Raw genomic sequence first — 21,829 nt, 5'->3', positions numbered from 1 at the left:
GCAAAAGAATGAAGAAACTGATCCTCACGTTGATCGCGGCGCTTGGCATCGTCACCGGCGCGCACGCCTCGGAAGAAGGCATTGCCTGGGACAAGGCACCGAACCGGACCAATGACCTGGCATCCCTGCAGAACGGCGCCAAGCTCTTCGTCAACTACTGCCTCAACTGCCACTCGGCGGCGTTCATGCGCTACAACCGGTTGCAGGACATCGGCATCTCGGAACAGCAGATCAAGGACAACCTGCTGTTCACGACCGACAAGGTCGGCGACACGATGAAGGCGAACATCGATCCGCGCCAGGCCAAGGAATGGTTCGGTACCGTTCCGCCCGACCTGACGCTGGTGGCGCGTTCGCGTGCGGGCCATGGCGGCACCGGCGCGGACTATCTCTACACCTACCTGCGCACCTTCTACCGTGACGACACGAAGGCAACGGGTTGGAACAACCTGGCATTCCCGGCTGTCGCGATGCCGCACGTGCTGTGGGAACTCCAGGGCGAACGCCGTCCGATCTTCGACAAGGTCGAGTCGCATGGCCATGAGACCGAAGTGTTCAAGGGCTGGGAGCAACTCACGCCCGGTACCATGACGCCAATGCAGTACGACCAGGCAATGGGCGACCTCGTGAGCTATCTGCAATGGATGGCGGAACCGGCGCAAAACACCCGCATCCGCGTGGGCGTCTGGGTGCTGTTGTTCCTCGTCATGGCAGTGGTCTTTGTTTGGCGCTTGAATGCCTCGTACTGGAAAGACGTCAAGTAATACGATGCCGATCGGTCGCCACAAGCGTCCGGTCCCGCAGAGTGGGTTGCCAACGCGACCCACTCTTTTTGATTTTTAGGAGCCTTTCGCCATGATGGTCTTGTATTCGGGAACGACCTGCCCTTTTTCACATCGCTGCCGTTTCGTGCTGTTCGAGAAAGGCATGGATTTCGAGATTCGCGATGTCGACCTCTACAACAAGCCTGAAGACATCAGCGTGATGAACCCGTACGGCCAGGTGCCAATCCTGGTCGAGCGCGACCTGATCCTGTACGAGTCGAACATCATCAACGAGTACATCGACGAGCGCTTCCCGCATCCGCAACTGATGCCCGGCGATCCAGTCGACCGCGCGCGCGTCCGCCTGTTCCTGCTCAATTTCGAGAAGGAACTGTTCGTGCACGTGTCTACACTGGAAAACCGCACGACAAAGGGCAACGAGAAGGCGCTCGAAAAGGCGCGCTCGCACATCCGCGATCGCCTGACGCAACTCGCGCCCGTGTTCCTCAAGAACAAGTACATGCTGGGCGACAACTTCTCGATGCTCGACGTCGCGATCGCTCCGCTGCTCTGGCGTCTGGACTACTACGGCATCGACCTCAGCAAGAACGCCGCACCGCTGCTGAAGTACGCCGAGCGCATCTTCTCGCGCCCCGCGTACATCGAAGCGCTGACGCCGTCCGAAAAGGTCATGCGCAAGTGAGCCTGCGGCGCAGTCAGCCATGATCAATGCGCTCGAGTCGTCCTCAACCCGCCCTTACCTGATCCGGGCGCTGTATGAGTGGTGCACGGACAACGGCTTCACGCCCTATGTCGCTGTGCAGGTCGACGACACCGTCCAGGTGCCGCGCGAGTACGTCAAGAATGGTGAGATCGTGCTCAACATCAGCTTCGATGCGACCAGTTCGCTCAAGCTGGGCAACGATTTCATTGAATTCAAGGCGCGTTTCGCCGGCACGGCTCGCGAGATCAGCGTGCCGGTGGGTCGGGTCATTGCCATCTACGCGCGGGAGAACGGGCAGGGCATGGCCTTTCCGGCCCCCGCGCCCGCGCAGGCAGATGGTGGAGCGCCAGCCGCCTCGGCAACGCCCACGTCCTCGGTCTCGGCTTCGCGCACGCCATTGCGCGATGCGTCGCGCGGCACCGAGGGCGACGCGAGCAAAATCGTTCATCTCGTGACGGGCGAAGGCGCCGAAGAAGCCGTGGAGGCCAGCGGTACGCCGACCGACCCCGAGGACCCGCCGCGTCCGCCGACCAACGGCGGATCGCGACCCTCGCTCAAGCGGATCAAATGAGCGCTGCGGCCTACGCCGCACCGCTAAAATTCCCCCTCACCGCCGCTTTAGCTCAGTTGGTAGAGCAACCGCCTTGTAAGCGGTAGGTCGTCAGTTCGATTCCGACAAGCGGCACCATCACTAATCCCGAGATCGTTCCCGGTTTCTCGAGCCTCCAGTTGGCTCGGGCTTGCATACGACATGGAAAACGCCATCTCGCAGCACCCTGACGGCGGCGCCGCCGACGCGGGCGTGACAGCTTTCACTTCATCTATTTCCGTCGAAGCCCGAAACCGCTCGCACCAGCGGCGCACGACGATCGTTCAATGGATTCGCAAGACGCATGGCTGGTTCGGACTGTGGGGCGCGATCCTGGGATTGATCTTCGGCACCGCGGGCATCTGGCTGAATCACCGCGCCGTGCTGAAGTTGCCGATGGCGCAGCAACGAATCAACGCCCAGTTGGCCTTGCCCGAACCCGCGCCCGCCAACGCACAAGAAATGGCCGATTGGTTGCAAGTGGCGCTCAACCAGAGCGGCCCGCCGAATTCCATGCGGACCGAGCCAGCCAGACCCGTCGCGTGGACTGAGAAAGGCAAGCGCGCACCGGCGGTTGACGCGGCCGAGGCGGCCGAGCCGGCGAAGCCTCTGATGCAACCCGAACGCTGGATCTTCAATTTCGGCGGTCCCGACAGCATCGTGCAGGCCGACTACTGGCGCGGCAATCGGTCCGTCGGCGTCACGACCACGAGCAACGGCTTCGTCGCGACACTGACCAACCTGCACAAGGGCGTTGGAATGCCTGTCGCATGGATCCTGCTTGTCGATACGTTGGCAGGCAGCATGATCTTCCTGTCGATCTCGGGCGTGGCGCTGTGGATGCTGACCCATCGGCGCCGCCGTGTCGGACTCGTCATCTTCGGCACGTCGCTCGTCCTCACGCTTGGATTGGTGATCGCTCAACTTTGACCGTCGTGCCCCGCGCTACATGGCGCGAATGCACTGTGATGCGCATCGTCGCGGCCGCTCAATGCGAGGGGCCGCCTAAAGATTCCGGAAGTTCGTCCGATAACGGGGGTACCCCCTCAAGGCGATCTTCATGTCCTCCACTTCTTCCATCACCTTGTCGATGCGACTGGAACTGCTCAATGCAGGGATCCAGGACGCAAACGAGGCGTCAGCCACCGAAGCAACCAGGACCTCCGCGGCGAATCCGGCCGCGCTCGCGAACAGCGAGGCGGCTCCCGTTGCTCCTTCCGCCGCGAGCGTCACGATCAGCGCCGCTGGTGCGCAAATGTCAGCCGCTGCCGTCGCCGCGGCGCCAGCGCCCGTCGACTACACCAACAGGATCAAGCCTTCGGGCAACATCAACATCGATGCCCTGCTTGCAGGTGGTAGCGCCTGGTTTCATACGGCGGGTGCGAGTGGCCTGGTTCCCTCCGCCGTCGCGCGCCATGAACTGACGTTCAGCTTCATCGACAGCGCGAGCGGCTTGTCCGGTTCGGATGCCAGCGGCTTCCAGGCGTTGGACGAAACGCACAAGCAGGCGGTGCGCGACGCGCTTGCCTATGTCTCGACGGTGGCAGGCCTCACTTTCACCGAAGTGGCGTCCGGCGGTGACATCAAGTACGGATCGAACGTGCAAGCCGCGAGCGCCGGCTATGCGTCGTACCCCAACGCGACCGTCGGGTCGACGGTCATGCTGGCCAACAACCAGGGCAGCTATGCCAACGCCGACAAGGGCGGCTACACCTGGGAGGTGATCCTCCATGAAACCTCGCACGCGTTGGGACTCAAGCATCCCGGCAACTACAACGCAGGCGGCGGCGGAACGCAAGGTCCTTACCTGCCGGCTGCGAGCGACAACCGCGGCAATACGATCATGTCGTACAAGGACGCGAGCAACGTCAAGGAGATCAAGCAGGCCGGCGGGATGTATGTCACATCGACGATCAATCCCGACACCCTGCAGGCGAACGACATCATGGCGCTGCAGTATCTCTACGGCGCGCCGGGGACCGCGGAGGCGCAGGACTTCTCATGGTCGGACGGCCAGGCGATGTCGCAGACCATCTGGAGCAGCAACACGGACAGCACGATCGACCTGTCGAACCAGACGGGCACCAACATCGTCGATCTTCGGGCGGGCAACTTCAGCAGCATCGGCATCCACGATGCATACGCCAGCGTCGGCGGGAAGGCCGCCTATACGGCCACGAAGACGATGGTCAACGGCAAGCTCGTGCCCATTTCGTCGGTGCTCGGAACGCCGACGTACACCGGCATCAACAACGTCAAGATCGCGACTGGAAGCCACATCCAGACCGCGGTGGGCGGAAGCGGCAACGACACCTTCGTGTCGAATGGCGAAGGCAACCATCTGGATGGTGGCATCGGCGACGACGCCTTTTTCCTGACCGGCGCTGACGACGTTGTCACGGGCGGTGCAGGGAGCGATACCGTCTACCTGAAGAACGTCTCGGGCGCTGTGTGGAAGCTCAGTGACGACCACACCACGGCCACGCTGACGAAGACCGTCACGGACCCGAACACCAAGGTCGCGACGATCACCACCCTGTCGACGGTGACGTTGGACGGCATCGAACACGTCGGCTTCTGGAGCGGCTCCGGGACTGGTACGGCGATCAAGGGGACGGGTGCCTTCATCTACGACGAGTTCAGCGGCACCACCGGGAACGACACTTTCGTAGCCAAGGGCAAGAGCGAAATGTCCGGTGGCGACGGCATCAACCAGTTCTTCGTCGGAGACAGCGGAACGGTCACCGGCGGGTCGGGAGATGACTCGATCTACCTCAAGACGGTCGCGGGCGCGGCATGGAACTTCAATGCCGATCGCACACAGGCCGTTCTCACCAAGAGCGTGACCGATCCCAAGACCAAGGTCGTGACAACGACGACCCTCCAGACGGTGAACATGACGGGGATCGAGCACATCGGTTTCTGGAACGGTACGAGCGCCAAGCCGACGGGTGGCGCCTGGGATGCCTTCACCGGCACGTCAGGCAACGAGACCTTCGTGGCGAAGGGCGAGGGTGAAATCGATGCAGGCGATGGCAACGACGCGATCTACGTCGGCGGCAATGCGACCGTGGTCGGCGGCTCAGGCGACGACACGCTGTACCTGAAGACGGTTGCCGGCGCCGTCTGGAATTTCAATGCCGATCGCACACAAGCCACATTGACGAAGAGCATCACCGATCCGAAGACGAAGGTCGTCACGATCACCACGTTGTCCACGGTCGACATGACCGGGATCGAGCACATCGGGTACTGGAACGGCACGACCGCCAAGGCCACCGGAATGGCCTTCGACCAGTTCGCCGGCAGTGCCGCCGATGACACTTTCGTTGCCAAGGGTCAGAGCGTGATCCTTGGCGGCGACGGAACGAACGCCTACTACCTCGGCGGCGATGCCACGGTGACCGGTGGCGCAGGCAGTGACACGGTCTACCTGAAGACGGTCGCAGGTGCCACGTGGAGCCTGAACGCGGATCGCACGCTGGCGCAACTGGTCAAGTCGATCACCAATCCGACCACGCATGTCGTGACGACCACGACGCTCCAGACCGTGAACATGAGCGACATTGAGCACGTTGGCTTCTGGAATGGCACGACGGCCAAGCCGTTGGCGAGCCCCGCACCGCTCGCCTTCGAGCTTGCCGCCAGCCAGGCCGCGGCCTACGCAGCGGGAGCGGATCCGTCGAGCGGCAACCTGGACGTCGCCGCCTGAACGCAGCGCGCAGCACGATCCGCGCTCAATGGCGCGATTGCACCTTGATACGGATCGTCGCGACATCCCATCCGCGGGACTTGAGCCGTGCCTGCAGCACGGGGGCCAACTGGCGCAGCTTGGCGGCAGCGGCACTCCCGTAGACCAACAGGCACCAGACGTCGCCCTCTGCCGGGCCGGCCTTGACGCCGGCACGCATCTCGGGAGGGATCAAGTCCTGCACTGCGGCGAGGCGCTCGCCCGATTCGCGGGCGCGCGCGGCGAGGCCGGCGAGGGTGGGCGAGCCCTCTGTGGCCTCGAGCAAAGTGACGGCGTTGAAGCGGCGGTTCATGGGGAAAGATCTGCGGTCGGGAGGTTTGGACAAGGCGGCTAAAATCAATGGTTTGCCGGCAATCCTGCGGGCCGGTCGGCTTGCTTTCCGGCAAAGCGCGCCCAAGTTCCTTCTCGTCTATCTTAGGGATTTCGGTCGAAGCAGTCGCATGCAGCGAGTGTGCTTCGATCTCCATTCATGGCCACCAACTTCCTGACCCAAATTTTCGGCAGCCGCAATGACCGGCTCCTGAAGCAGTATCGCAAGACGGTTGAACGCATCAACGCGCTGGAGCCGTCCTTCGAGAAGCTCGATGATGGCGCGCTGCGTGCCAAGACGCAGGAATTCAAGGATCGCTTCGCCAAGGGCGAGACACTCGACGACCTGCTGCCCGAGGCATTCGCCACTGTTCGCGAAGCGTCCAAGCGGGTCATGAAGATGCGCCACTTCGACGTCCAGCTGCTGGGCGGCATGGCGCTCCACAACGGCAAGATCTCCGAAATGCGAACGGGCGAGGGCAAGACCCTGACCGCGACGCTTCCGGTCTACCTCAATGCGCTCACCGGCAAGGGCGTGCACGTGGTGACGGTGAACGACTACCTCGCCAGTCGCGACGCCACATGGATGGGTCGGCTCTACAACTTCCTCGGCCTCAGCGTCGGCATCAACTTGCCACAGATGCCTCGCGAGGAAAAGCAGCAGGCCTACGGCAGCGACATTACCTACGGCACGAACAACGAGTACGGCTTCGACTACCTGCGCGACAACATGGTCTACGAGCCGGGCGACCGGGTCCAGCGCGGGCTGAACTACGCCATCGTCGACGAGGTGGACTCCATCCTGATCGACGAGGCGCGCACGCCGCTCATCATCAGCGGCCAGGCCGAGGACCACACGGAGCTGTATCTGGCGATCAACAAGGTCGTCCCGCTGCTGGTCAGGCAGGAAGGGGAGGCCGATCCGCGCACCGGCGAGGGCGTCACGAAGCCCGGCGACTTCACGGTCGACGAGAAGACGCATCAGGTGTTCATGACCGAAGACGGCCATGAGAAGGCGGAGCAGATCCTGTCGGAATTCAAGTTGCTCCCCGAGGGCGCTTCGCTCTACGACCCGGCCAACATCACGCTGATGCACCACCTGAACGCAGCGCTGCGTGCACGGCACCTGTACCACCGCGACCAGCACTACGTGGTGCAGCAGGGCGAAGTGGTCATCGTCGATGAATTCACCGGCCGCCTGATGACGGGCCGCCGCTGGAGCGATGGCCTGCACCAGGCCGTGGAAGCCAAGGAAGGCGTCGAGATCCAGGCCGAGAACCAGACCCTCGCGTCGATCACCTTCCAGAACTATTTCCGGCTCTACGCCAAGCTCGCAGGCATGACCGGCACGGCCGATACCGAGGCGTATGAATTCCAGGAGATCTATGGTCTCGAGACCATGATCATCCCGCCCAATCGGCCGAGCAAGCGCGAAGATCAGCTGGACCGGGTCTACAAGACCACCCGCGAAAAGTACGATGCGGCCATCCAGGACATCCGCGAGTGCTTCGAGCGAGGTCAGCCCGTGCTGGTCGGTACGTCGTCGATCGAGAATTCCGAAATCATCGCCGGACTGCTCGAGAAGGCCGACCTGCCGCACCAGGTGCTCAACGCCAAGCAGCACGCGCGCGAAGCAGAAATCGTGGCACAGGCGGGTCGGACCAAGATGATCACGATCGCCACCAACATGGCGGGCCGTGGCACCGACATCGTGCTCGGCGGCAATGTCGAGAAGGCGATCGAAGCCGTCGAGGCCAACGAGGCGCTCGAGCCCGCGGCCAAGGCTGCCGACATCGCCCAACTGCGCGCTCAATGGGACAAGGACCACGAGTTCGTGAAATCGCTGGGCGGCCTGCGCATCATCGCGACCGAGCGGCACGAATCGCGCCGCATCGACAACCAGTTGCGCGGCCGTTCCGGACGCCAGGGCGACCCGGGGTCCTCGCGCTTCTACCTGAGCCTGGACGATCCGCTGATGCGCATCTTTGCGGGCGACCGCGTGAAGGCGATCATGGATCGCCTCAAGATGCCCGACGGCGAGGCGATCGAGGCCGGTATCGTCACGCGCAGCATCGAAAGCGCACAGCGCAAGGTCGAGGCACGCAACTTCGACGTCCGCAAGCAGTTGCTCGAATACGACGACGTGTCGAACGACCAGCGCAAGGTGATCTACCAGCAGCGCAACGACATCCTCGATGCCGCTGACCTGACAGCGCAGATCGAAGGGTTGCGCGAGGGATGCTTCGGGGACCTGGTCCGTCAATACGTTCCGAACGAATCGGTCGAGGAGCAATGGGACCTCACCGGGTTGGAGAAGGTGCTCGCCGACGAGTGGCATATCGAGATCCCACTGCGCAAGGAAGTCGAGGCCGCGACTGCCATCGGCGACGAAGACGTGGTCGAGAAGGTCGTGAACGCGGCCAACGACGCGTTCAACGCCAAGGTCTCGCTCATCGGCCAGGAGAATTTCACGCAGTTCGAGCGCATGGTCCTGCTGCAGAGCATCGACACGCATTGGCGCGAGCACCTGGCCTCGCTGGACTACCTGCGCCAGGGCATCCATCTTCGCGGGTACGCGCAGAAGCAGCCCAAGCAAGAGTACAAGCGCGAGGCCTTCGAACTCTTCGGCCAACTGCTCGATTCGGTCAAGAACGAAGTCACCCGTCAACTCATGACGGTGCGCGTGCAGTCCACCGAACAGCTTGAACAGGCCGCCGAGGCGATGGAAAGCCGCGGAGAAAACGTGGCGAACATTACCTACACCGCGCCCACCGAAACTGGCGAAGTCGAAGTTCGCGTCGATGAAGAAAGCATGCGCCGACAGGCCGCCGGCGGCTTGAGTGCTGGCGCTGCCGCCTTTGCGCGCGTCGGCCGCAACGACCCTTGCCCTTGCGGCAGTGGCAAGAAGTTCAAGCAGTGCCACGGCAAGCTCACCTGAAATTCTCCAGCAGGACTCATCCATGCCCGTGAATCTTTCCGCTCCCGATCCCGCGGCGTTGCACGCGGTTCCCGGTGTGCGCATCGGCGTCGCCGAAGCTGGCGTGCGCAAGCCCAATCGCAAGGACTTGACGGTCGTGCTGATCGATGAGGGCGCTGTGGTCGGCGGCGTCTTCACGCAGAACCGCTTCTGCGCCGCGCCCGTGCAGCTTTGCCGCGACCATCTGGCCACCAACTTCGGCATCCGCGCCATGCTGATCAATACAGGCAACGCCAACGCCGGGACCGGTGAGGACGGGTTGGCACGCGCTCGAGCGACCTGTATCGCCCTTGCCCGCAAGCTCAATCTCGCGCCGGAACAGATCCTGCCGTTTTCCACGGGCGTGATCATGGAGCCGCTGCCGATCGACCGGATCGAGGCGGGATTGCCAGCGGCCCTGGCCGATGCGTCACCCGCGAACTGGGCGCGCGCCGCCGAGGGCATCATGACCACGGACACCGTGCCCAAGGCTTTCAGCCGGCAGGTGCAGATCGGCGGCGCCACCGTCACGATCACCGGCATCAGCAAGGGCGCCGGCATGATCCGGCCAAACATGGCCACGATGCTCGGCTTCATGGCCACCGATGCGAAGGTCGATGCGTCGCTGATCCAACCGCTCGCGAAGGCACTGGCGGACGCGTCGTTCAATCGGGTGACGATCGACGGCGATACGTCGACCAACGATTCCTTCGTGGTCATTGCCACGCAGAAGGCCGACCACGGCACCATCATTTCGCTCGAATCCGCCGATGGGCGCGCATTGCTCGAAGCGATGCAGGGCGTCGCGCGCCAATTGGCGCAAGCCATCGTACGCGACGGCGAAGGGGCGACCAAGTTCATCACGATCCGGGTGGAAGGCGGGCGCGATACGGCGGAGTGCCGGCAGGTGGCCTACGCGGTTGCGCATTCGCCGCTGGTCAAGACCGCGTTCTATGCGAGCGACCCGAACCTCGGTCGCATCCTGGCTGCCGTCGGCTACGCAGGCATCGCCGACCTGGATCAGACGGGCATCGACCTGCATCTCGACGATGTGCATGTGGCCGTCAAAGGCGGGCGCAATCCGACCTACCGCGAGGAAGACGGTCAGCGCGTGATGAAGCAAAGCGAAATCACCGTGCGCATCGGCCTGGGTCGCGGCGACGCCGCAGACACAGTCTGGACCTGCGATCTGAGTCACGACTACGTCTCCATCAACGCCGACTACCGATCATGAAGCCCCCACGCTCGCTTTGCTCGCTGCCCCCCGAGGGGGTGCTCAGCGCCCTTCGGGCGGCCGGGCGGTCGCTGACATGAACGAGAAGTTCGAACGCCTGATCGAGCGAGCCGAGCAACTGATCAGCCGCATCGAATCGATCCTTCCGCAGCCCCTGTCGGCGCCACCCGATTGGAACGCGTCCATCGCCTGGCGCTACCGCCGCCGCAGTTCGGGCCACGGCACGCTGGAGGCGGTCCGGCACGTGGCGACGATGCCGCTCGATGCGCTGAAGGAAATCGACATCCAGAAAGAGAAGATCGAACGCAATACGCGTCAGTTCGTCGAGGGCAAGCCGGCGAACAACGTCTTGCTCACAGGTGCGCGCGGCACCGGCAAGTCGTCGCTGATTCGCGCCTGCCTGCAGGCCTATGCGCCGCAAGGCCTGCGCCTCATCGAGGTCGACAAGGCCGAACTCACGGATCTGCCGGACATCGTCGAAGTGGTTTCGAACCGGCCCGAGAAATTCATCGTCTTCAGCGACGACTTGAGCTTCGACGAGGGCGAGCCGGGCTACAAGGCGCTCAAGTCGATCCTTGACGGCTCCATCGCAGCAGCGTCGCCCAACGTGCTGATCTATGCGACCAGCAACCGGCGCCATCTGTTGCCCGAGTACATGAAGGAAAACCTCAGCTATACCCACACCGAGGACGGCGAAGTGCATCCCGGCGAGGTGATCGAGGAGAAGATTTCGCTTTCCGAGCGATTCGGCCTGTGGGTGAGCTTCTATCCGTTCAGCCAGAACGAATACCTGACGATCGTCGCGCAATGGCTGTCGTCGTTTGGCGTCGACGCCAAGGCGATCGAGGCCGCCAGGCCCGAGGCGCTGGTCTGGGCGCTGGAGCGAGGCTCCCGCAGCGGACGCGTGGCCTACCAGTTCGCACGCGACTACGCCGGGCGAGCTGCTGCCTGAGGCCTGCCATGACGGATTCGCGCAAGCACACCGAAGTCGCGGTCGGCATCCTGATCCGCGAAGATGACGCGCTCCTGCTTTCGACCCGGCCCGAAGGGAAACCGTACGCTGGCTACTGGGAGTTTCCTGGAGGCAAGATCGAGGCAGGCGAGACGGTCGAGCAGGCCTTGCGGCGCGAACTGCATGAGGAACTCGGCATCACGATCGCGGGCGCCGAAGTCTGGAAGGTGACCGAGCATGACTACCCGCATGCGCTGGTGCGGCTGCACTGGTGCAAGGTCAGAGCCTGGGACGGCGATTTCGAAATGCGCGAAGGTCAGTCGATGTGCTGGCAGCAACTGCCACTCGATGTCGAACCGGTGCTACCGGGGGCGATGCCGGTCCTGGGGTGGCTGTCGGCCGAGCGCGGACTGCCTGCACTGTCCGATCCATCGACACGCTGAGCGTCGTTGCCGGCGCTGTGGCGCGGATGGCCCTTACTGTCGCTTGGGATCGCCGAACGGATCGTCGTCCGGAGGCGCTTCGGCTGGCATCCTGAATTCTTCGCTCGCCCACGCACCGAGGTCGATGCCCTTGCAACGGGCACTGCAGAAGGGTCTGTAGGGGTTGCTCGGCGCATAGACGCTGTCGTGACCACACGCCGGACAGCGCACGATCCGCTCGCCGAAGGAGTTGGTGCCGCTCATGCGCAAAGAGTGAGTTCGAAAGGTGTGTCTTCGGTGCTGTGGTGAAGTCGGTCGTCGGCCTCGTGTCGCATCAGCCGGACCGACACCATCAAACGATTGCCGCTGATTTCGGGGATCAGCCCGAGCTTCGGGTCGATGCGCAAGCGCAAGAGTTGGAAGCTTCGGCCTTGCGGCAGCGTTTGCTGGAACTGTCCCTTTGTTGCGATGACCTTGTAAGGCACGTCGGCATCACGCAGCAGCTTGAGCAGCAGGTAGATGGATTCGGCCAGCGGGGCAAGCGTGGACGACCAGCGCTCGAGGTCGGCTCTGCGCTCCGGAGCCCGGCGGTTCTGCCAAGCGTAGTAGGCCGGCAGATCGAATTCGCAGGTACCGCCGGGAATGCTGGCGCGACTTCGAATGCTCATCAGCCATTCGTTCTCGGTCAGCGCCTGGCCGGCCTTGCCCGGCACCGTGTTGAGCGTCGTGAAATTGCTTTCCAGCTTGCTGACGACCTGGTCGAGCACCGTTTCAGCGATCGCCGGATTCCCGCGATAGCTATTGAACACATTCTTGTGCTTGTCGAGATCCCTCAGCACGTCGGCCTTCAGGTCCGCGCGCGCTGCCACGTCCATGATCTCGAAGATCGTGACGAGTGCGTAGTGGTGCAAGAGGGCCGAATCGGCAGGCACCAGCTCGCCGAGCCGGCGAAAGAGGTGCTCCAGCCGCAAATAGGTCCGGATGCGCTCGTTGAATGGGTACTCGTAAAGAATCACGCGTGACGGCTTCCGGTCGGGATGATAGCTTCAAGAAGCCTTGGCGGGCGGCTCGGGCAGGATCTTGCGCACCTCTTCCAGCATTCGCTGTCCAAGGACCAACTGGCCGTGCATCGAGATGTGCGTGTCATTGGGAAAATAGAAGTCACGGACCTTCGACTTCTGCCCTTTGGCGAAGCTGAACAGCTCGGGGCCGAGGCCCGATTGCCGGAAGGCCGTCACAAAATCTTTCGAATGATCCGGCTGGACATAGACCGTCGTCTTGTTCGGTATGACCATCCACATGATCGTGCGTGCGGTGTGAGCATCTGTGAAGGCGCGCATCTGCTTGACCATTTCCGGCGTAAGTTCGCCATTGTCGTCATCGTCCCTGAAAAACAGGGCCTTGTTGCACAGACGATTGCTGAAGTAGGCACAGCCATCGACCACGGGGCGCGCCCACGTCTGCTTGCTCGCCAGGGTTTCACCAGGGGTTTTCTTGGCGCTGCGCGTATTCATGTAGGTGGTGTAGCCTGAGGTGAGCTTGCCCTTCCAGTTGAGCTCGAATCCGGGCACCTGTTCGATAGGCTTGAAGAAGGGCTCCGTCTTGTATTCGAATGGCTTTTTCATCTTCACGCAATTCGCGGTGTTCGCCACGCGGTCCGCAAGCAAGCGTTCGACGCTTTCAAGCACAACCAGCTTGCCGCGAAAACCGACGTGGTCCAGCCAGGCATCGAAGTCCTCGCAAAGCGCTTCGCCGATCTGGCCCCAGTAGATCGTCGTGATGCGGTAGCCCGCTTTCGTCAGCACAGATTGCCAACGGTAGGTCATGGAAAAGCTGTCTCCGATGACGAGGATGTCCGCGTCGGTGACGGGCGAGGCGCGGAGGTATTCCGGCTCGACGTGAGGCTGGGCGAGTTGCCATCCGAACTCGTTGTCAGAAATCTGGCCGATCCGGGACAGATCGCCATAAGGTACTGTCGTGCCCAAGGTGGTTACGAGCATGGCAACGATGATGGCGAAGCCGGCCAGGAAAATCTGCAGCCAGAGTTTTGCGGGCGTCATATCAGAACTGGAAATAAAGGAACGGGCTGTAGGAGCCCAACCTCGATACGCAAAGGCCGAGCAGGATGGCGGTCGAAAGGGCCATCAGTCCGGTGAAGATCCGGGCAACGCGCGGACGGCCTGCGAGCGCCTGGGCCTGAGGCACCCAGCGCTGCAACGTGATCGTCGGCGGCAAGGCGAGGCAGATGAACAGGCCCACGAGCATGGTCTGGAAGAACTCCGGCTTTCGGATCGGAACCGGTCCGAACTCAGTGAAGGCTGCAAGCTCGGTACCGTGCATTCCCAGCATGCCCTTGTAGATGTCCATCGCGGCGTTCATGCTTTCGGCACGGAACACCACCCAGGCGATCATCACGCAGATGAAGGTGATGAACCAGCCGAGCACGCGAGCCAGGCGCCCGGGCGCCACGTTGCGGCGCACCTTCGCATTCCAGAGGTGATTGATCATCAGGAAGATGCCGTGCAGTGCGCCCCAGATCACGAAGGTCCAGGCGGCGCCGTGCCACAGTCCCCCGAGGAGCATGGTCAGGAAGAGGTTCAGGTAGCGGCGCGCCGGACCCTTTCGATTTCCGCCCAGGGGCACGTAGAGGTAGTCGCGCAGGAAGGTGGACAGTGATATGTGCCAGCGGCGCCAGAACTCGATGATGTTGGTCGACTTGTACGGCGAATTGAAGTTCAGTGGCAGCTGTACACCCAGGCACAGCGACAGGCCGACGGCCATGTCGGAGTAGCCCGAGAAATCGAAGTAGATCTGCAGCGTATAGGCCATGACGCCGAGCCATGAGGTGTAGAGCGTCGGAAGCGTGCCGTTGTGCACGCCCGTGAACATCAGATCCGCGTACTCTCCCATCCGATCCCCGATGAGCAGCTTCTTGGCCAGGCCGAAAACGAAGATCGCGAGGCCGAGCGATACCTTGTTCAGGTCCATGCGGTACGTCGCCGGATTGGCGAACTGCGGCATCATCTGCGCGTGATGGAGCACCGGTCCGGCAATCAGGTGCGGGAAGTAGGTGACGAACAGCACATAGTGCACGAAGCTGCGCTCGTGCACCTTGTCCTGCCAGCAGTCGACCAGGAAGGCGATCTGCGTGAACGTGTAGAAGGAAATGCCGATCGGCAAGGCCACGTGGAGCAGCGGAAGCGGTGAAACGCCGGCTGCGGCGAGGCCGTCGTTCACATTGCTGACAAAGAAGTTGGCGTACTTGAAGGTTGCCAGGACGCCCAGATTGACCACGAGCGCTAAGACAAGCATGCGCTTTCGCCCGACATCCGTGCGCCCGGGACCCTTGGTCAGGCGCAGGCCGGCCCAGTAGTTGAAGCAGATGGATCCCACCAGGAGCGGCAGCGCCTGGACGCTCCACCAGCCATAGAAGAACAGTGATGCCAGCGCGAGGAATCCGGCCGCTGCACGCGCATTTTGCTTTGCGATCAGGAAGAACCCGAAGAAGACGATCGGGAAAAAGCAGAAGATGAACGCGTACGAATTGAAGAGCATCTTTGGGGGAATTGGCTCGCGGGGCCGTTTGCGCTCCGCATTCTTGTTGTCCGGCGCCCGGGCCGGTGGGGTCGACGATTATCGCGCGTCGAATCCTGTCCACCGCTGCCACAAGACCTGGACATCCAGAGACAGTTCCGCGAGGGTCAGGTTCTCGTTGAAGATCACGGCATCGGCTGCTGCCCTGCGCTGGTCGCGCCTGGCCTGTTGCGCGATGACTGCGCGAACCGCCTCGGGCGTCCAGTCCGATCGCGCGAGGACGCGGTGGAGCTGGGTCTCTTCGCTGGCGTCGATCACCAGCACCCGATCGACGATCGCGCGCCAGCGTCTGGATTCAACCAGCAGCGGCACATCGAACACGATGGGTTGCCCCGCGGCTGCAGTGGCTGCCTGCCGCTCGCACTCGGCGCCGATCAGCGGATGCAGGATCGCCTCGAGCCGCTTCCTGGCCTGGGCGTCGGCGAAGACGATGCCGCGCATGTGTTCCCTGTCCAGACCCCCATCCGGAGCAATGATCGATCGACCGAATTCAGCTTCGAGTGCTGGCATGGCGGCGCCCTGCGGTTCGGCGACGGAGCGTGCAATCGCGTCGGTATCGACCAGCGCGGCACCGAGCGAGACCAGCATCCTCGCGACAGTGCTCTTGCCGCTGCCTATGCCCCCGGTCAGGCCGATGCGCATGGTGCGCAGGCCCTCAGAGGCCGACCACGCGAAGGATCGCGTCAGGGCCGAAGAGCATTGCCGTGAAGCCGGCACCCGCCAGGAAGGGACCGAAGGGCACGTAGCCGCCTTCCCGCAAGCCGCTGCTGAATTTGAGAGCGAGTCCGACGATCACGCCGATGACCGATGCCATCAGGACGATCGGGACCAGCGCTTGCCATCCAAACCAGGCGCCGAAAGCAGCGAAGAGCTTGAAATCGCCGTAGCCCATGCCTTCCTTGCCCGTGGTCAGCTTGAACAGCCAGTAGACGGCCCACAGGGAGACGTAGCCTGCAACGGCACCCCAGACGGCACTGGCGAGGGGCACGCCGGTAAAGCCTGCCGTGGACGCGAGCAAGCCGGCCCAGAGCAAGGGAAGCGTGATGTCGTCCGGCAGCAGGGTGGTGTCCCAGTCGATCAGCGCCAAGGCAAGGAGTGCCGCCGCAAAGCCGCACCACGCCACGCTGCCGAATTGACCGGGCATGCGCCAGACACACCAGGCGAACAGCGCGCCGGTCGCCAGTTCGACCAGCGGGTAGCGCATGCTGATCGGCGTCTTGCACGACGAGCACTTGCCGCGAAGGAAGAGATAGCTCAGGACCGGGATGTTTTCGTACCAGCGAATTGCATGACCGCATTTCTGGCAACGCGAATGCGGCACCATCAGGTTGAATCGTTCGGTTGGCGCGGCGGCTTCCCCGCCACCTGCGCCGGCGCATTCGACCGCCCATTGCGCTTCCAGCATCTTCGGGAGGCGGTAGATCACGACATTCAGAAAGCTGCCGATCAAGAGCCCCAGCACGCCGGCCAGCGCGGCGTCCACCCCCTGCGAAACGAGCATCAGACGACCTGGCCGAGCTTGAAGATGGGCAGGTACATCGAGACCACGATCCCGCCGATGATGACGCCCAGGAAGACGATGATGATGGGCTCCATCAGGCTCGAGAGGCCCGCGACCATGTCGTCGACTTCGGACTCGTAGAAATCAGCTGCCTTGCCGAGCATGTGGTCGATCGAGCCGGATTCTTCGCCGATGGCGGTCATCTGCAGGACCATCGACGGGAACAGGTTGGCATTCGTCATCGCTGTCGTGAGGCTGGTCCCGGTCGAGACTTCCTGCTGGATCTTGACGGTGGCATCGGCATACACCGAATTGCCAGAAGCACCGCCGACCGAATCGAGGGCTTCGACCAGCGGCACGCCGGCGGCGAACATGGTCGCCAGCGTCCGGGTCCAACGCGCCACACACGACTTGTCGATCAGCGCGCCGAAAATCGGCAGGCGCAGAAGCAGGCGGTCCATCACCTTTTGCACGCGTTCGTTGCGCTTCCAAGCCTGGAGGAAGAAGTAGACGCCACCACCAATCACGCCAAAAATCAGCCACCAGTAGGAGACAAAGTATTCACTGATGGCCATGACGATCAGCGTCGGTGCCGGCAAGTCCGCGCCGAAGGAAGAGAACACCTGCTTGAACGCCGGGATCACGAAAATCATGATGATCGCGACCACCACGAACGCCACGACGACCACCGAAGTCGGATACATCAGCGCCGACTTGATCTTCGACTTGATCGCCTCGGTCTTTTCCATGTAGGTGGCAAGACGATCGAGCAAGTCTTCCAAGATACCGGCGGCTTCGCCGGCTTCCACCAGGTTGCAGTAGAGGCTGTCGAAGTACTTCGGGAACTTGCGAAACGCGGAGGACAGCGAAGTGCCCGTTTCCACATCGCTTCGAATGTCGTTGAGCAACTTCGCCACACTCGGATTCGCGTTGCCGCGACCCACGATGTCGAAGGCTTGCAGCAGGGGCACGCCAGCCTTCATCATGGTGGCCAGCTGACGGGTGAAGATTGCGATGTCCTTCGGCTTGATCGCCTTGCCGGAGCGCATCCGCCGTTTCTTGATCTTCGTTGTGAGCACGCCCTGACGTCGGAGTGCCGCCTGCACCTGGTTCTCGCCGGCTGCCCTGACTTCACCGCGTACCGTCTTGCCGTTGCGGTCCTTGCCCTCCCACTCGAAGACGTATTCCTTCAGGGTGGTCCGGTTTGATGCTGCTGCCGTTGCCATTGGATCTCCGCTTCTGAATGCTATTCGTTGGTGACCGCAAGCACTTCTTCTAGTGAGGTCAACCCCTGCATGACTTTCTTCAGGCCCGACTGACGCAACGAGCGGATGCCTTCGGATTCGGCCTGCCGCGCGATATCGAGGGCGCTGCCATCACGAAGAATGATCTTCTGGATCTCTTCGGTGATCGGCATGACCTGGTAAATGCCTACACGACCCTTGTAGCCGCCGTTGCATGCGGAACACCCGACCGGGTGATAGGGCTTCCAGGAGTTGTCGACATCGTGCGCCTTGAAGCCGGCATCGATCAATGCTTGCTTGGGCAAGTCCACCGGCGCCCGGCACACCGTGCACAAGCGGCGCGCGAGGCGCTGCGCGGTGATCAGGATCACGCTGGAAGCGATGTTGAAAGGGGCGATGCCCATGTTGCGCATCCGGGTGAGCGTTGTCGGCGCGTCGTTGGTATGCAGCGTGGAGAGCACCAGGTGACCTGTTTGCGCGGCCTTGATCGAGATGTCTGCGGTCTCCAGGTCGCGAATTTCGCCGACCATGATGATGTCGGGGTCCTGCCGTAGGAAGGCGCGCAGTGCCGTCGCGAAAGTCAGGCCCGCCCGTTCATTGACATTGACCTGGTTGACGCCGGGCAAGTTGATTTCGGATGGGTCCTCCGCCGTGGCGATGTTCACGCCGGGCTTGTTGAGCAGGTTGAGACAGGTGTAGAGCGACACCGTCTTTCCGGAGCCGGTAGGCCCGGTCACCAGCACCATCCCGTATGGGCGGCCGATCGCCTGGAGCAGGCGTTCCTTTTCGTCCGCATCGTAGCCGAGCGCATCGATGCCGAGGCGCGCGCTGCTCGGATCGAGGATACGAATCACGATCTTCTCGCCGAACAAGGTCGGCAGGGTACTCACCCGAAAATCGATCACGCGATCGGGGCCGATCTTGAGCTTCATCCGCCCGTCCTGCGGGATGCGCTTTTCGGAGATGTCCAGCCGGGAGATGACCTTGATCCGCGACGCCAACTTGTCCTTGATGACCGTGGGCGGACTGGCAATCTCGCGCAGTTCGCCGTCGATGCGGAAACGCACGCGGTAGTTGTGCTCGTAGGGCTCGAAGTGGATGTCCGAGGCGCGCATGCTGAACGCGTCGAGAAGCATCTTGTGCAGGAAGCGGACGACCGGTGCGTCTTCGACTTCGGCAACGGCCGGGTCGTTGGTTTCACCGGCAGTATCTGCCGACACCTCGTCGAATTCGAACTCGGCCCCGATGATGCTGTCGATGGTTTCGGAGGCGGTGACCGCTGCCGCTTCGATCATTCGGGAGAGCTTGTCGTACTCCGCGATCACCCAGTCCACGCCCATCTGGGACGCAAACTTGATTTTTTCTGCTGCCTGCTGATCGGACGGGTCAGCTGTTGCAACAATGAGACGATTGTTGCGTTTGCTCAACACAACGACTCGATAGGCCTGACAAAGCTTCGGGTCGAGAAGGTCCTTTGGAAGGCGCTGAGGGTCGATGGCGTCGAGATCCAGAAGCGGTGCCCCGAACGCACTCGAGAGGGTATGGGCCAGGTCTGCCGCTGACACGGCACCGGTGCCGGTCAGTTCAGCGATAAAGCTGGTGCGACCGCTGAGGGACTTCTGGTAGATGTCTTCGGCGACTTTTGCGGGGAGCTTTCCAGCCGAGACCAATGCACGTGCGAGGCCCGGAAGAGCGATCGACGAGCTTTCTTTGACTAGGGGTTCGGCAGCGGCCATTCAACGAATGTAAGAGACGTGAAAAATTGCTTCACGATCATCGCTGATCGCCTAAGGACTGTAAACCGCTGCGGGCTCATTTGAGCGCGCAGCATTTGGCAATTACAGCCCCAAAAGGCTGGTCGGGGTGAGAGGATTCGAACCTCCGGCCTCTACGTCCCGAACGTAGCGCTCTACCAGGCTAAGCTACACCCCGATGGTTGCAAGAAAAGAGAGTCGTCCTTCGTGGTGACTTAGGCGCGTCGCTCAAGCAACTGAGCCGCTAATTGTAGCAAACCGGCGGAGTGCGAATTCGCAGGAAAACCACGAAGTGCATCCATTGCGCGTTGGGCTTCCGCCGCCGCCGCCGCCCGCGTGGCTTCCAATGCGCCGGTCTCGCGCACGATGGCAACAACTTGGGGTAATTGCGCCGCGTCGCCCGCCTCGATGGCAGCGCGAATCAGATCGCGCTGGTCCGGTGTGCCCCTTTGCATCGCGAGGATCAACGGCAGCGTGGTCTTGCCCTCGCGCAAGTCATCCCCCACATTCTTGCCGGTCTCGTTGGCGTCCCCGGCGTAATCGAGCACGTCATCGATCACCTGGAAGGCGGTGCCAAGAGCCTGCCCATATGTAGCGCAGGCCTGTTCAACTTCCGGCGACGCTCCCGCCAGGACCGCTGCGAGGCGTGTGCTCGCCTCAAACAGCTTTGCAGTCTTGGAGCGGATCACGCGAAGGTAGGCCTCCTCGTCGAGAGAAGCGTCGTGCATGTTCATCAGCTGCAGCACCTCGCCCTCGGCGATGACGTTGGTCGCGTCCGCGAGGATTTCCATGATCCGGACGTCATTGGCACCCAGCATCATCTGGAAAGCCCGGGAGTAGAGGAAGTCTCCGACCAGGACACTGGCCGGGTTTCCGAATGACTCATTGGCGGTCGGCCGGCCCCGGCGCAGAGTGGACTCATCGACGACGTCGTCGTGTAGCAGCGTTGCGGTATGGATGAATTCCACGACGGCTGCCAAGTTGAATCGCTGCTCCCCGCGATAGCCTAGCGATCCCGCCATGAGAAGAAGCAACGCCGGCCGTAGCCGCTTGCCGCCAGCGGAAATGATGTATCTGGATACTTGGCGGACCAGGGGCACTCCAGTATCGAGACGGTCGGCGATAACGCGATCGACCCCCGCCATGTCTTCAGCGATGAGGGCCAGAACGGCAGCGGCGGGGGAGGTGTCGGCGGCGGGAACTGACAAAACAAGGGCGCTTGCGCGCTGCATGGAGTGCGACGATGGCGCGGGGCTGGAAGTCGCAGATTATAGGGAGGCCGCCCCAGCCAACGCGGAGCGGCCCAAGGCATCTGGTTCGAGGGGCGTCTCGCGTGCTAGAATGTAGGGCTCTGCGGAATTCGCCGTAGAGCCATCTTATTTCAAGAGGTCAAAATGTACGCGGTCATAAAAACCGGTGGCAAGCAGTATCGCGTTGCTTCCGGCGAGAAAATCAAAGTAGAACAGATTGCTGCGGACGTAGGCCAGGAAATCGTGATCGACCAGGTGCTCGCAGTCGGCGACGGCAGCGCAATCAAGGTTGGTACACCCCTGGTGTCCGGCGCAACGGTGACAGTCACGGTACTGTCGCACGGAAAGCACGACAAGGTTCGCATCTTCAAGATGCGCCGTCGCAAGCACTATCAGAAACGTCAAGGCCATCGCCAGCAGTTCACCGAACTGCAAATTGGCGCGATCGCCGGCTAAGGAGCTGATTCCATGGCACAGAAAAAAGGCGGCGGCTCAACGCGAAACGGGCGCGATTCGAAGCCCAAGATGCTCGGTGTGAAGGCATTTGGCGGTGAGCTGATCAGCGCAGGTTCGATCATCGTGCGCCAGCGCGGTACTCAGTTCCACCCCGGCGTCAATGTCGGCGTGGGCAAGGATCACACGCTCTTTGCCCTGGTCGACGGCCACGTGTCGTTCGGTACCAAGGGTGCGCTCAACAAGCACACGGTCAACGTGACCCCGGCCTGAGCCAGTCACTTCGATCTTTTCGAAGCCCCGCTTTGCCGGGGCTTCTTCATTTGTAAACT

Annotated in this window: 21 protein-coding genes and 2 tRNA genes; 12 read left to right on the top strand and 11 right to left on the bottom strand. The window is 62.3% G+C overall.

Features of this window, described 5'->3' with window-relative positions; translation table 11 throughout:
- Positions 1–8 precede the first annotated feature (8 nt).
- From AC1D3B_RS08710 to AC1D3B_RS08685, 6 genes are all read left to right on the top strand, one after another.
- A complete protein-coding gene (locus AC1D3B_RS08710; RefSeq protein ID WP_478190250.1) occupies positions 9–764 on the top strand; it encodes a cytochrome c1 in 756 nt (251 codons plus the stop codon).
- 91 nt (positions 765–855) lie between these two features.
- Positions 856–1,467, top strand: a complete 612-nt coding sequence (locus tag AC1D3B_RS08705) for a glutathione S-transferase N-terminal domain-containing protein (protein ID WP_007835362.1) — start codon at positions 856–858, stop codon at positions 1,465–1,467.
- Between the two features lie 19 nt (positions 1,468–1,486).
- On the top strand, positions 1,487–2,059 hold the full coding sequence (locus AC1D3B_RS08700; RefSeq protein ID WP_478190249.1) for a ClpXP protease specificity-enhancing factor: 573 nt from the start codon (positions 1,487–1,489) through the stop codon (positions 2,057–2,059).
- A 41-nt stretch (positions 2,060–2,100) separates the two neighbouring features.
- A tRNA-Thr gene (locus AC1D3B_RS08695) sits at positions 2,101–2,176 on the top strand.
- A 63-nt stretch (positions 2,177–2,239) separates the two neighbouring features.
- Entirely contained in the window at positions 2,240–3,007 is a 768-nt protein-coding gene (locus tag AC1D3B_RS08690) for a PepSY-associated TM helix domain-containing protein (RefSeq protein WP_478190248.1), read from the top strand.
- 130 nt (positions 3,008–3,137) lie between these two features.
- A complete protein-coding gene (locus AC1D3B_RS08685; protein WP_478190247.1) occupies positions 3,138–5,789 on the top strand; it encodes a M12 family metallo-peptidase in 2,652 nt (883 codons plus the stop codon).
- 25 nt (positions 5,790–5,814) lie between these two features.
- Here AC1D3B_RS08685 and AC1D3B_RS08680 read toward each other — a convergent pair whose 3' ends face one another.
- On the bottom strand, positions 5,815–6,120 hold the full coding sequence (locus AC1D3B_RS08680) for a hypothetical protein (RefSeq protein WP_478190246.1): 306 nt from the start codon (positions 6,118–6,120) through the stop codon (positions 5,815–5,817).
- Between the two features lie 177 nt (positions 6,121–6,297).
- On the opposite strand from AC1D3B_RS08680, the gene secA reads away from it, so the two are divergent.
- The 4 genes from secA to mutT all read left to right on the top strand — a co-directional run bounded on the left by secA (position 6,298) and on the right by mutT (position 11,722).
- Positions 6,298–9,075 (top strand): preprotein translocase subunit SecA, encoded by a 2,778-nt coding sequence (secA, locus tag AC1D3B_RS08675; RefSeq protein ID WP_478190245.1) that lies wholly within the window; start codon positions 6,298–6,300, stop codon positions 9,073–9,075.
- 22 nt (positions 9,076–9,097) lie between these two features.
- Positions 9,098–10,327 (top strand): bifunctional glutamate N-acetyltransferase/amino-acid acetyltransferase ArgJ, encoded by a 1,230-nt coding sequence (gene argJ / locus AC1D3B_RS08670; RefSeq protein WP_478190244.1) that lies wholly within the window; start codon positions 9,098–9,100, stop codon positions 10,325–10,327.
- Between the two features lie 76 nt (positions 10,328–10,403).
- A complete protein-coding gene (locus AC1D3B_RS08665; protein ID WP_478190243.1) occupies positions 10,404–11,279 on the top strand; it encodes an ATP-binding protein in 876 nt (291 codons plus the stop codon).
- Positions 11,280–11,287: 8 nt separating this feature from the next.
- Entirely contained in the window at positions 11,288–11,722 is a 435-nt protein-coding gene (gene mutT, locus AC1D3B_RS08660; RefSeq protein ID WP_478190242.1) for an 8-oxo-dGTP diphosphatase MutT, read from the top strand.
- A gap of 33 nt (positions 11,723–11,755) precedes the next feature.
- Here mutT and AC1D3B_RS08655 read toward each other — a convergent pair whose 3' ends face one another.
- The 10 genes from AC1D3B_RS08655 to AC1D3B_RS08610 all read right to left on the bottom strand — a co-directional run bounded on the left by AC1D3B_RS08655 (position 11,756) and on the right by AC1D3B_RS08610 (position 21,026).
- Complete coding sequence (locus tag AC1D3B_RS08655) at positions 11,756–11,965, bottom strand: DNA gyrase inhibitor YacG (protein ID WP_478190241.1); 210 nt, start codon at positions 11,963–11,965, stop codon at positions 11,756–11,758.
- Entirely contained in the window at positions 11,962–12,717 is a 756-nt protein-coding gene (gene zapD, locus AC1D3B_RS08650) for a cell division protein ZapD (RefSeq protein WP_478190240.1), read from the bottom strand. Before zapD ends, AC1D3B_RS08655 begins: the two co-directional genes overlap by 4 nt.
- A 30-nt stretch (positions 12,718–12,747) precedes the next feature.
- Positions 12,748–13,761, bottom strand: a complete 1,014-nt coding sequence (locus AC1D3B_RS08645) for a hypothetical protein (RefSeq protein ID WP_478190239.1) — start codon at positions 13,759–13,761, stop codon at positions 12,748–12,750.
- A gap of 1 nt (position 13,762) precedes the next feature.
- Complete coding sequence (locus tag AC1D3B_RS08640; RefSeq protein ID WP_478190238.1) at positions 13,763–15,256, bottom strand: MBOAT family O-acyltransferase; 1,494 nt, start codon at positions 15,254–15,256, stop codon at positions 13,763–13,765.
- 78 nt (positions 15,257–15,334) lie between these two features.
- Positions 15,335–15,937: a dephospho-CoA kinase gene (gene coaE / locus AC1D3B_RS08635; RefSeq protein WP_478190237.1), complete on the bottom strand. Its 603-nt coding sequence runs from the start codon at positions 15,935–15,937 to the stop codon at positions 15,335–15,337.
- Between the two features lie 13 nt (positions 15,938–15,950).
- Positions 15,951–16,796, bottom strand: coding sequence for a prepilin peptidase (locus tag AC1D3B_RS08630; protein ID WP_478190236.1), 846 nt, complete (start codon positions 16,794–16,796; stop codon positions 15,951–15,953).
- The gene (locus AC1D3B_RS08625; protein ID WP_478190235.1) at positions 16,796–18,022 is read right to left on the bottom strand and encodes a type II secretion system F family protein; all 1,227 of its coding nucleotides are present in this window, start codon (positions 18,020–18,022) and stop codon (positions 16,796–16,798) included. Before AC1D3B_RS08625 ends, AC1D3B_RS08630 begins: the two co-directional genes overlap by 1 nt.
- Positions 18,023–18,042: 20 nt before the next feature.
- Positions 18,043–19,776, bottom strand: coding sequence for a type IV-A pilus assembly ATPase PilB (pilB, locus tag AC1D3B_RS08620; RefSeq protein WP_478190234.1), 1,734 nt, complete (start codon positions 19,774–19,776; stop codon positions 18,043–18,045).
- Positions 19,777–19,895: 119 nt separating this feature from the next.
- Positions 19,896–19,972: transfer RNA gene (locus AC1D3B_RS08615), tRNA-Pro, on the bottom strand.
- A gap of 37 nt (positions 19,973–20,009) precedes the next feature.
- Positions 20,010–21,026 carry a polyprenyl synthetase family protein gene (locus AC1D3B_RS08610; protein ID WP_478190233.1) on the bottom strand — a complete coding sequence of 339 codons (1,017 nt, stop codon included), beginning with the start codon at positions 21,024–21,026 and terminating at the stop codon, positions 20,010–20,012.
- Positions 21,027–21,188: 162 nt separating this feature from the next.
- Between AC1D3B_RS08610 and rplU the strand changes: the two genes are divergently transcribed.
- Positions 21,189–21,500, top strand: a complete 312-nt coding sequence (rplU, locus tag AC1D3B_RS08605) for a 50S ribosomal protein L21 (protein ID WP_077001508.1) — start codon at positions 21,189–21,191, stop codon at positions 21,498–21,500.
- Positions 21,501–21,512: 12 nt separating this feature from the next.
- On the top strand, positions 21,513–21,770 hold the full coding sequence (gene rpmA, locus AC1D3B_RS08600) for a 50S ribosomal protein L27 (RefSeq protein WP_093105745.1): 258 nt from the start codon (positions 21,513–21,515) through the stop codon (positions 21,768–21,770).
- The last annotated feature ends 59 nt before the right edge of the window (positions 21,771–21,829 follow it).

Source organism: Variovorax sp. P5_A3 (assembly GCF_056400665.1).
This window is presented reverse-complemented; position numbering and strand designations above follow the sequence as displayed.

Coding starts and splice junctions, on each gene's coding strand:
- AC1D3B_RS08705 (WP_007835362.1), top strand. CDS start 856: ATGATGGTCTTGTATTCGGGAACGACCTGCCCTTTTTCACATCGCTGC.
- AC1D3B_RS08625 (WP_478190235.1), bottom strand. CDS start 18,022: ATGGCAACGGCAGCAGCATCAAACCGGACCACCCTGAAGGAATACGTC.
- rpmA (WP_093105745.1), top strand. CDS start 21,513: ATGGCACAGAAAAAAGGCGGCGGCTCAACGCGAAACGGGCGCGATTCG.
- AC1D3B_RS08690 (WP_478190248.1), top strand. CDS start 2,240: ATGGAAAACGCCATCTCGCAGCACCCTGACGGCGGCGCCGCCGACGCG.
- AC1D3B_RS08655 (WP_478190241.1), bottom strand. CDS start 11,965: ATGAGCGGCACCAACTCCTTCGGCGAGCGGATCGTGCGCTGTCCGGCG.
- secA (WP_478190245.1), top strand. CDS start 6,298: ATGGCCACCAACTTCCTGACCCAAATTTTCGGCAGCCGCAATGACCGG.
- AC1D3B_RS08700 (WP_478190249.1), top strand. CDS start 1,487: ATGATCAATGCGCTCGAGTCGTCCTCAACCCGCCCTTACCTGATCCGG.
- AC1D3B_RS08645 (WP_478190239.1), bottom strand. CDS start 13,761: ATGACGCCCGCAAAACTCTGGCTGCAGATTTTCCTGGCCGGCTTCGCC.
- coaE (WP_478190237.1), bottom strand. CDS start 15,937: ATGCGCATCGGCCTGACCGGGGGCATAGGCAGCGGCAAGAGCACTGTC.
- AC1D3B_RS08630 (WP_478190236.1), bottom strand. CDS start 16,796: ATGCTCGTTTCGCAGGGGGTGGACGCCGCGCTGGCCGGCGTGCTGGGG.
- mutT (WP_478190242.1), top strand. CDS start 11,288: ATGACGGATTCGCGCAAGCACACCGAAGTCGCGGTCGGCATCCTGATC.
- AC1D3B_RS08680 (WP_478190246.1), bottom strand. CDS start 6,120: ATGAACCGCCGCTTCAACGCCGTCACTTTGCTCGAGGCCACAGAGGGC.
- AC1D3B_RS08710 (WP_478190250.1), top strand. CDS start 9: ATGAAGAAACTGATCCTCACGTTGATCGCGGCGCTTGGCATCGTCACC.
- AC1D3B_RS08685 (WP_478190247.1), top strand. CDS start 3,138: ATGTCCTCCACTTCTTCCATCACCTTGTCGATGCGACTGGAACTGCTC.
- rplU (WP_077001508.1), top strand. CDS start 21,189: ATGTACGCGGTCATAAAAACCGGTGGCAAGCAGTATCGCGTTGCTTCC.
- AC1D3B_RS08640 (WP_478190238.1), bottom strand. CDS start 15,256: ATGCTCTTCAATTCGTACGCGTTCATCTTCTGCTTTTTCCCGATCGTC.
- AC1D3B_RS08610 (WP_478190233.1), bottom strand. CDS start 21,026: ATGCAGCGCGCAAGCGCCCTTGTTTTGTCAGTTCCCGCCGCCGACACC.
- pilB (WP_478190234.1), bottom strand. CDS start 19,776: ATGGCCGCTGCCGAACCCCTAGTCAAAGAAAGCTCGTCGATCGCTCTT.
- AC1D3B_RS08665 (WP_478190243.1), top strand. CDS start 10,404: ATGAACGAGAAGTTCGAACGCCTGATCGAGCGAGCCGAGCAACTGATC.
- argJ (WP_478190244.1), top strand. CDS start 9,098: ATGCCCGTGAATCTTTCCGCTCCCGATCCCGCGGCGTTGCACGCGGTT.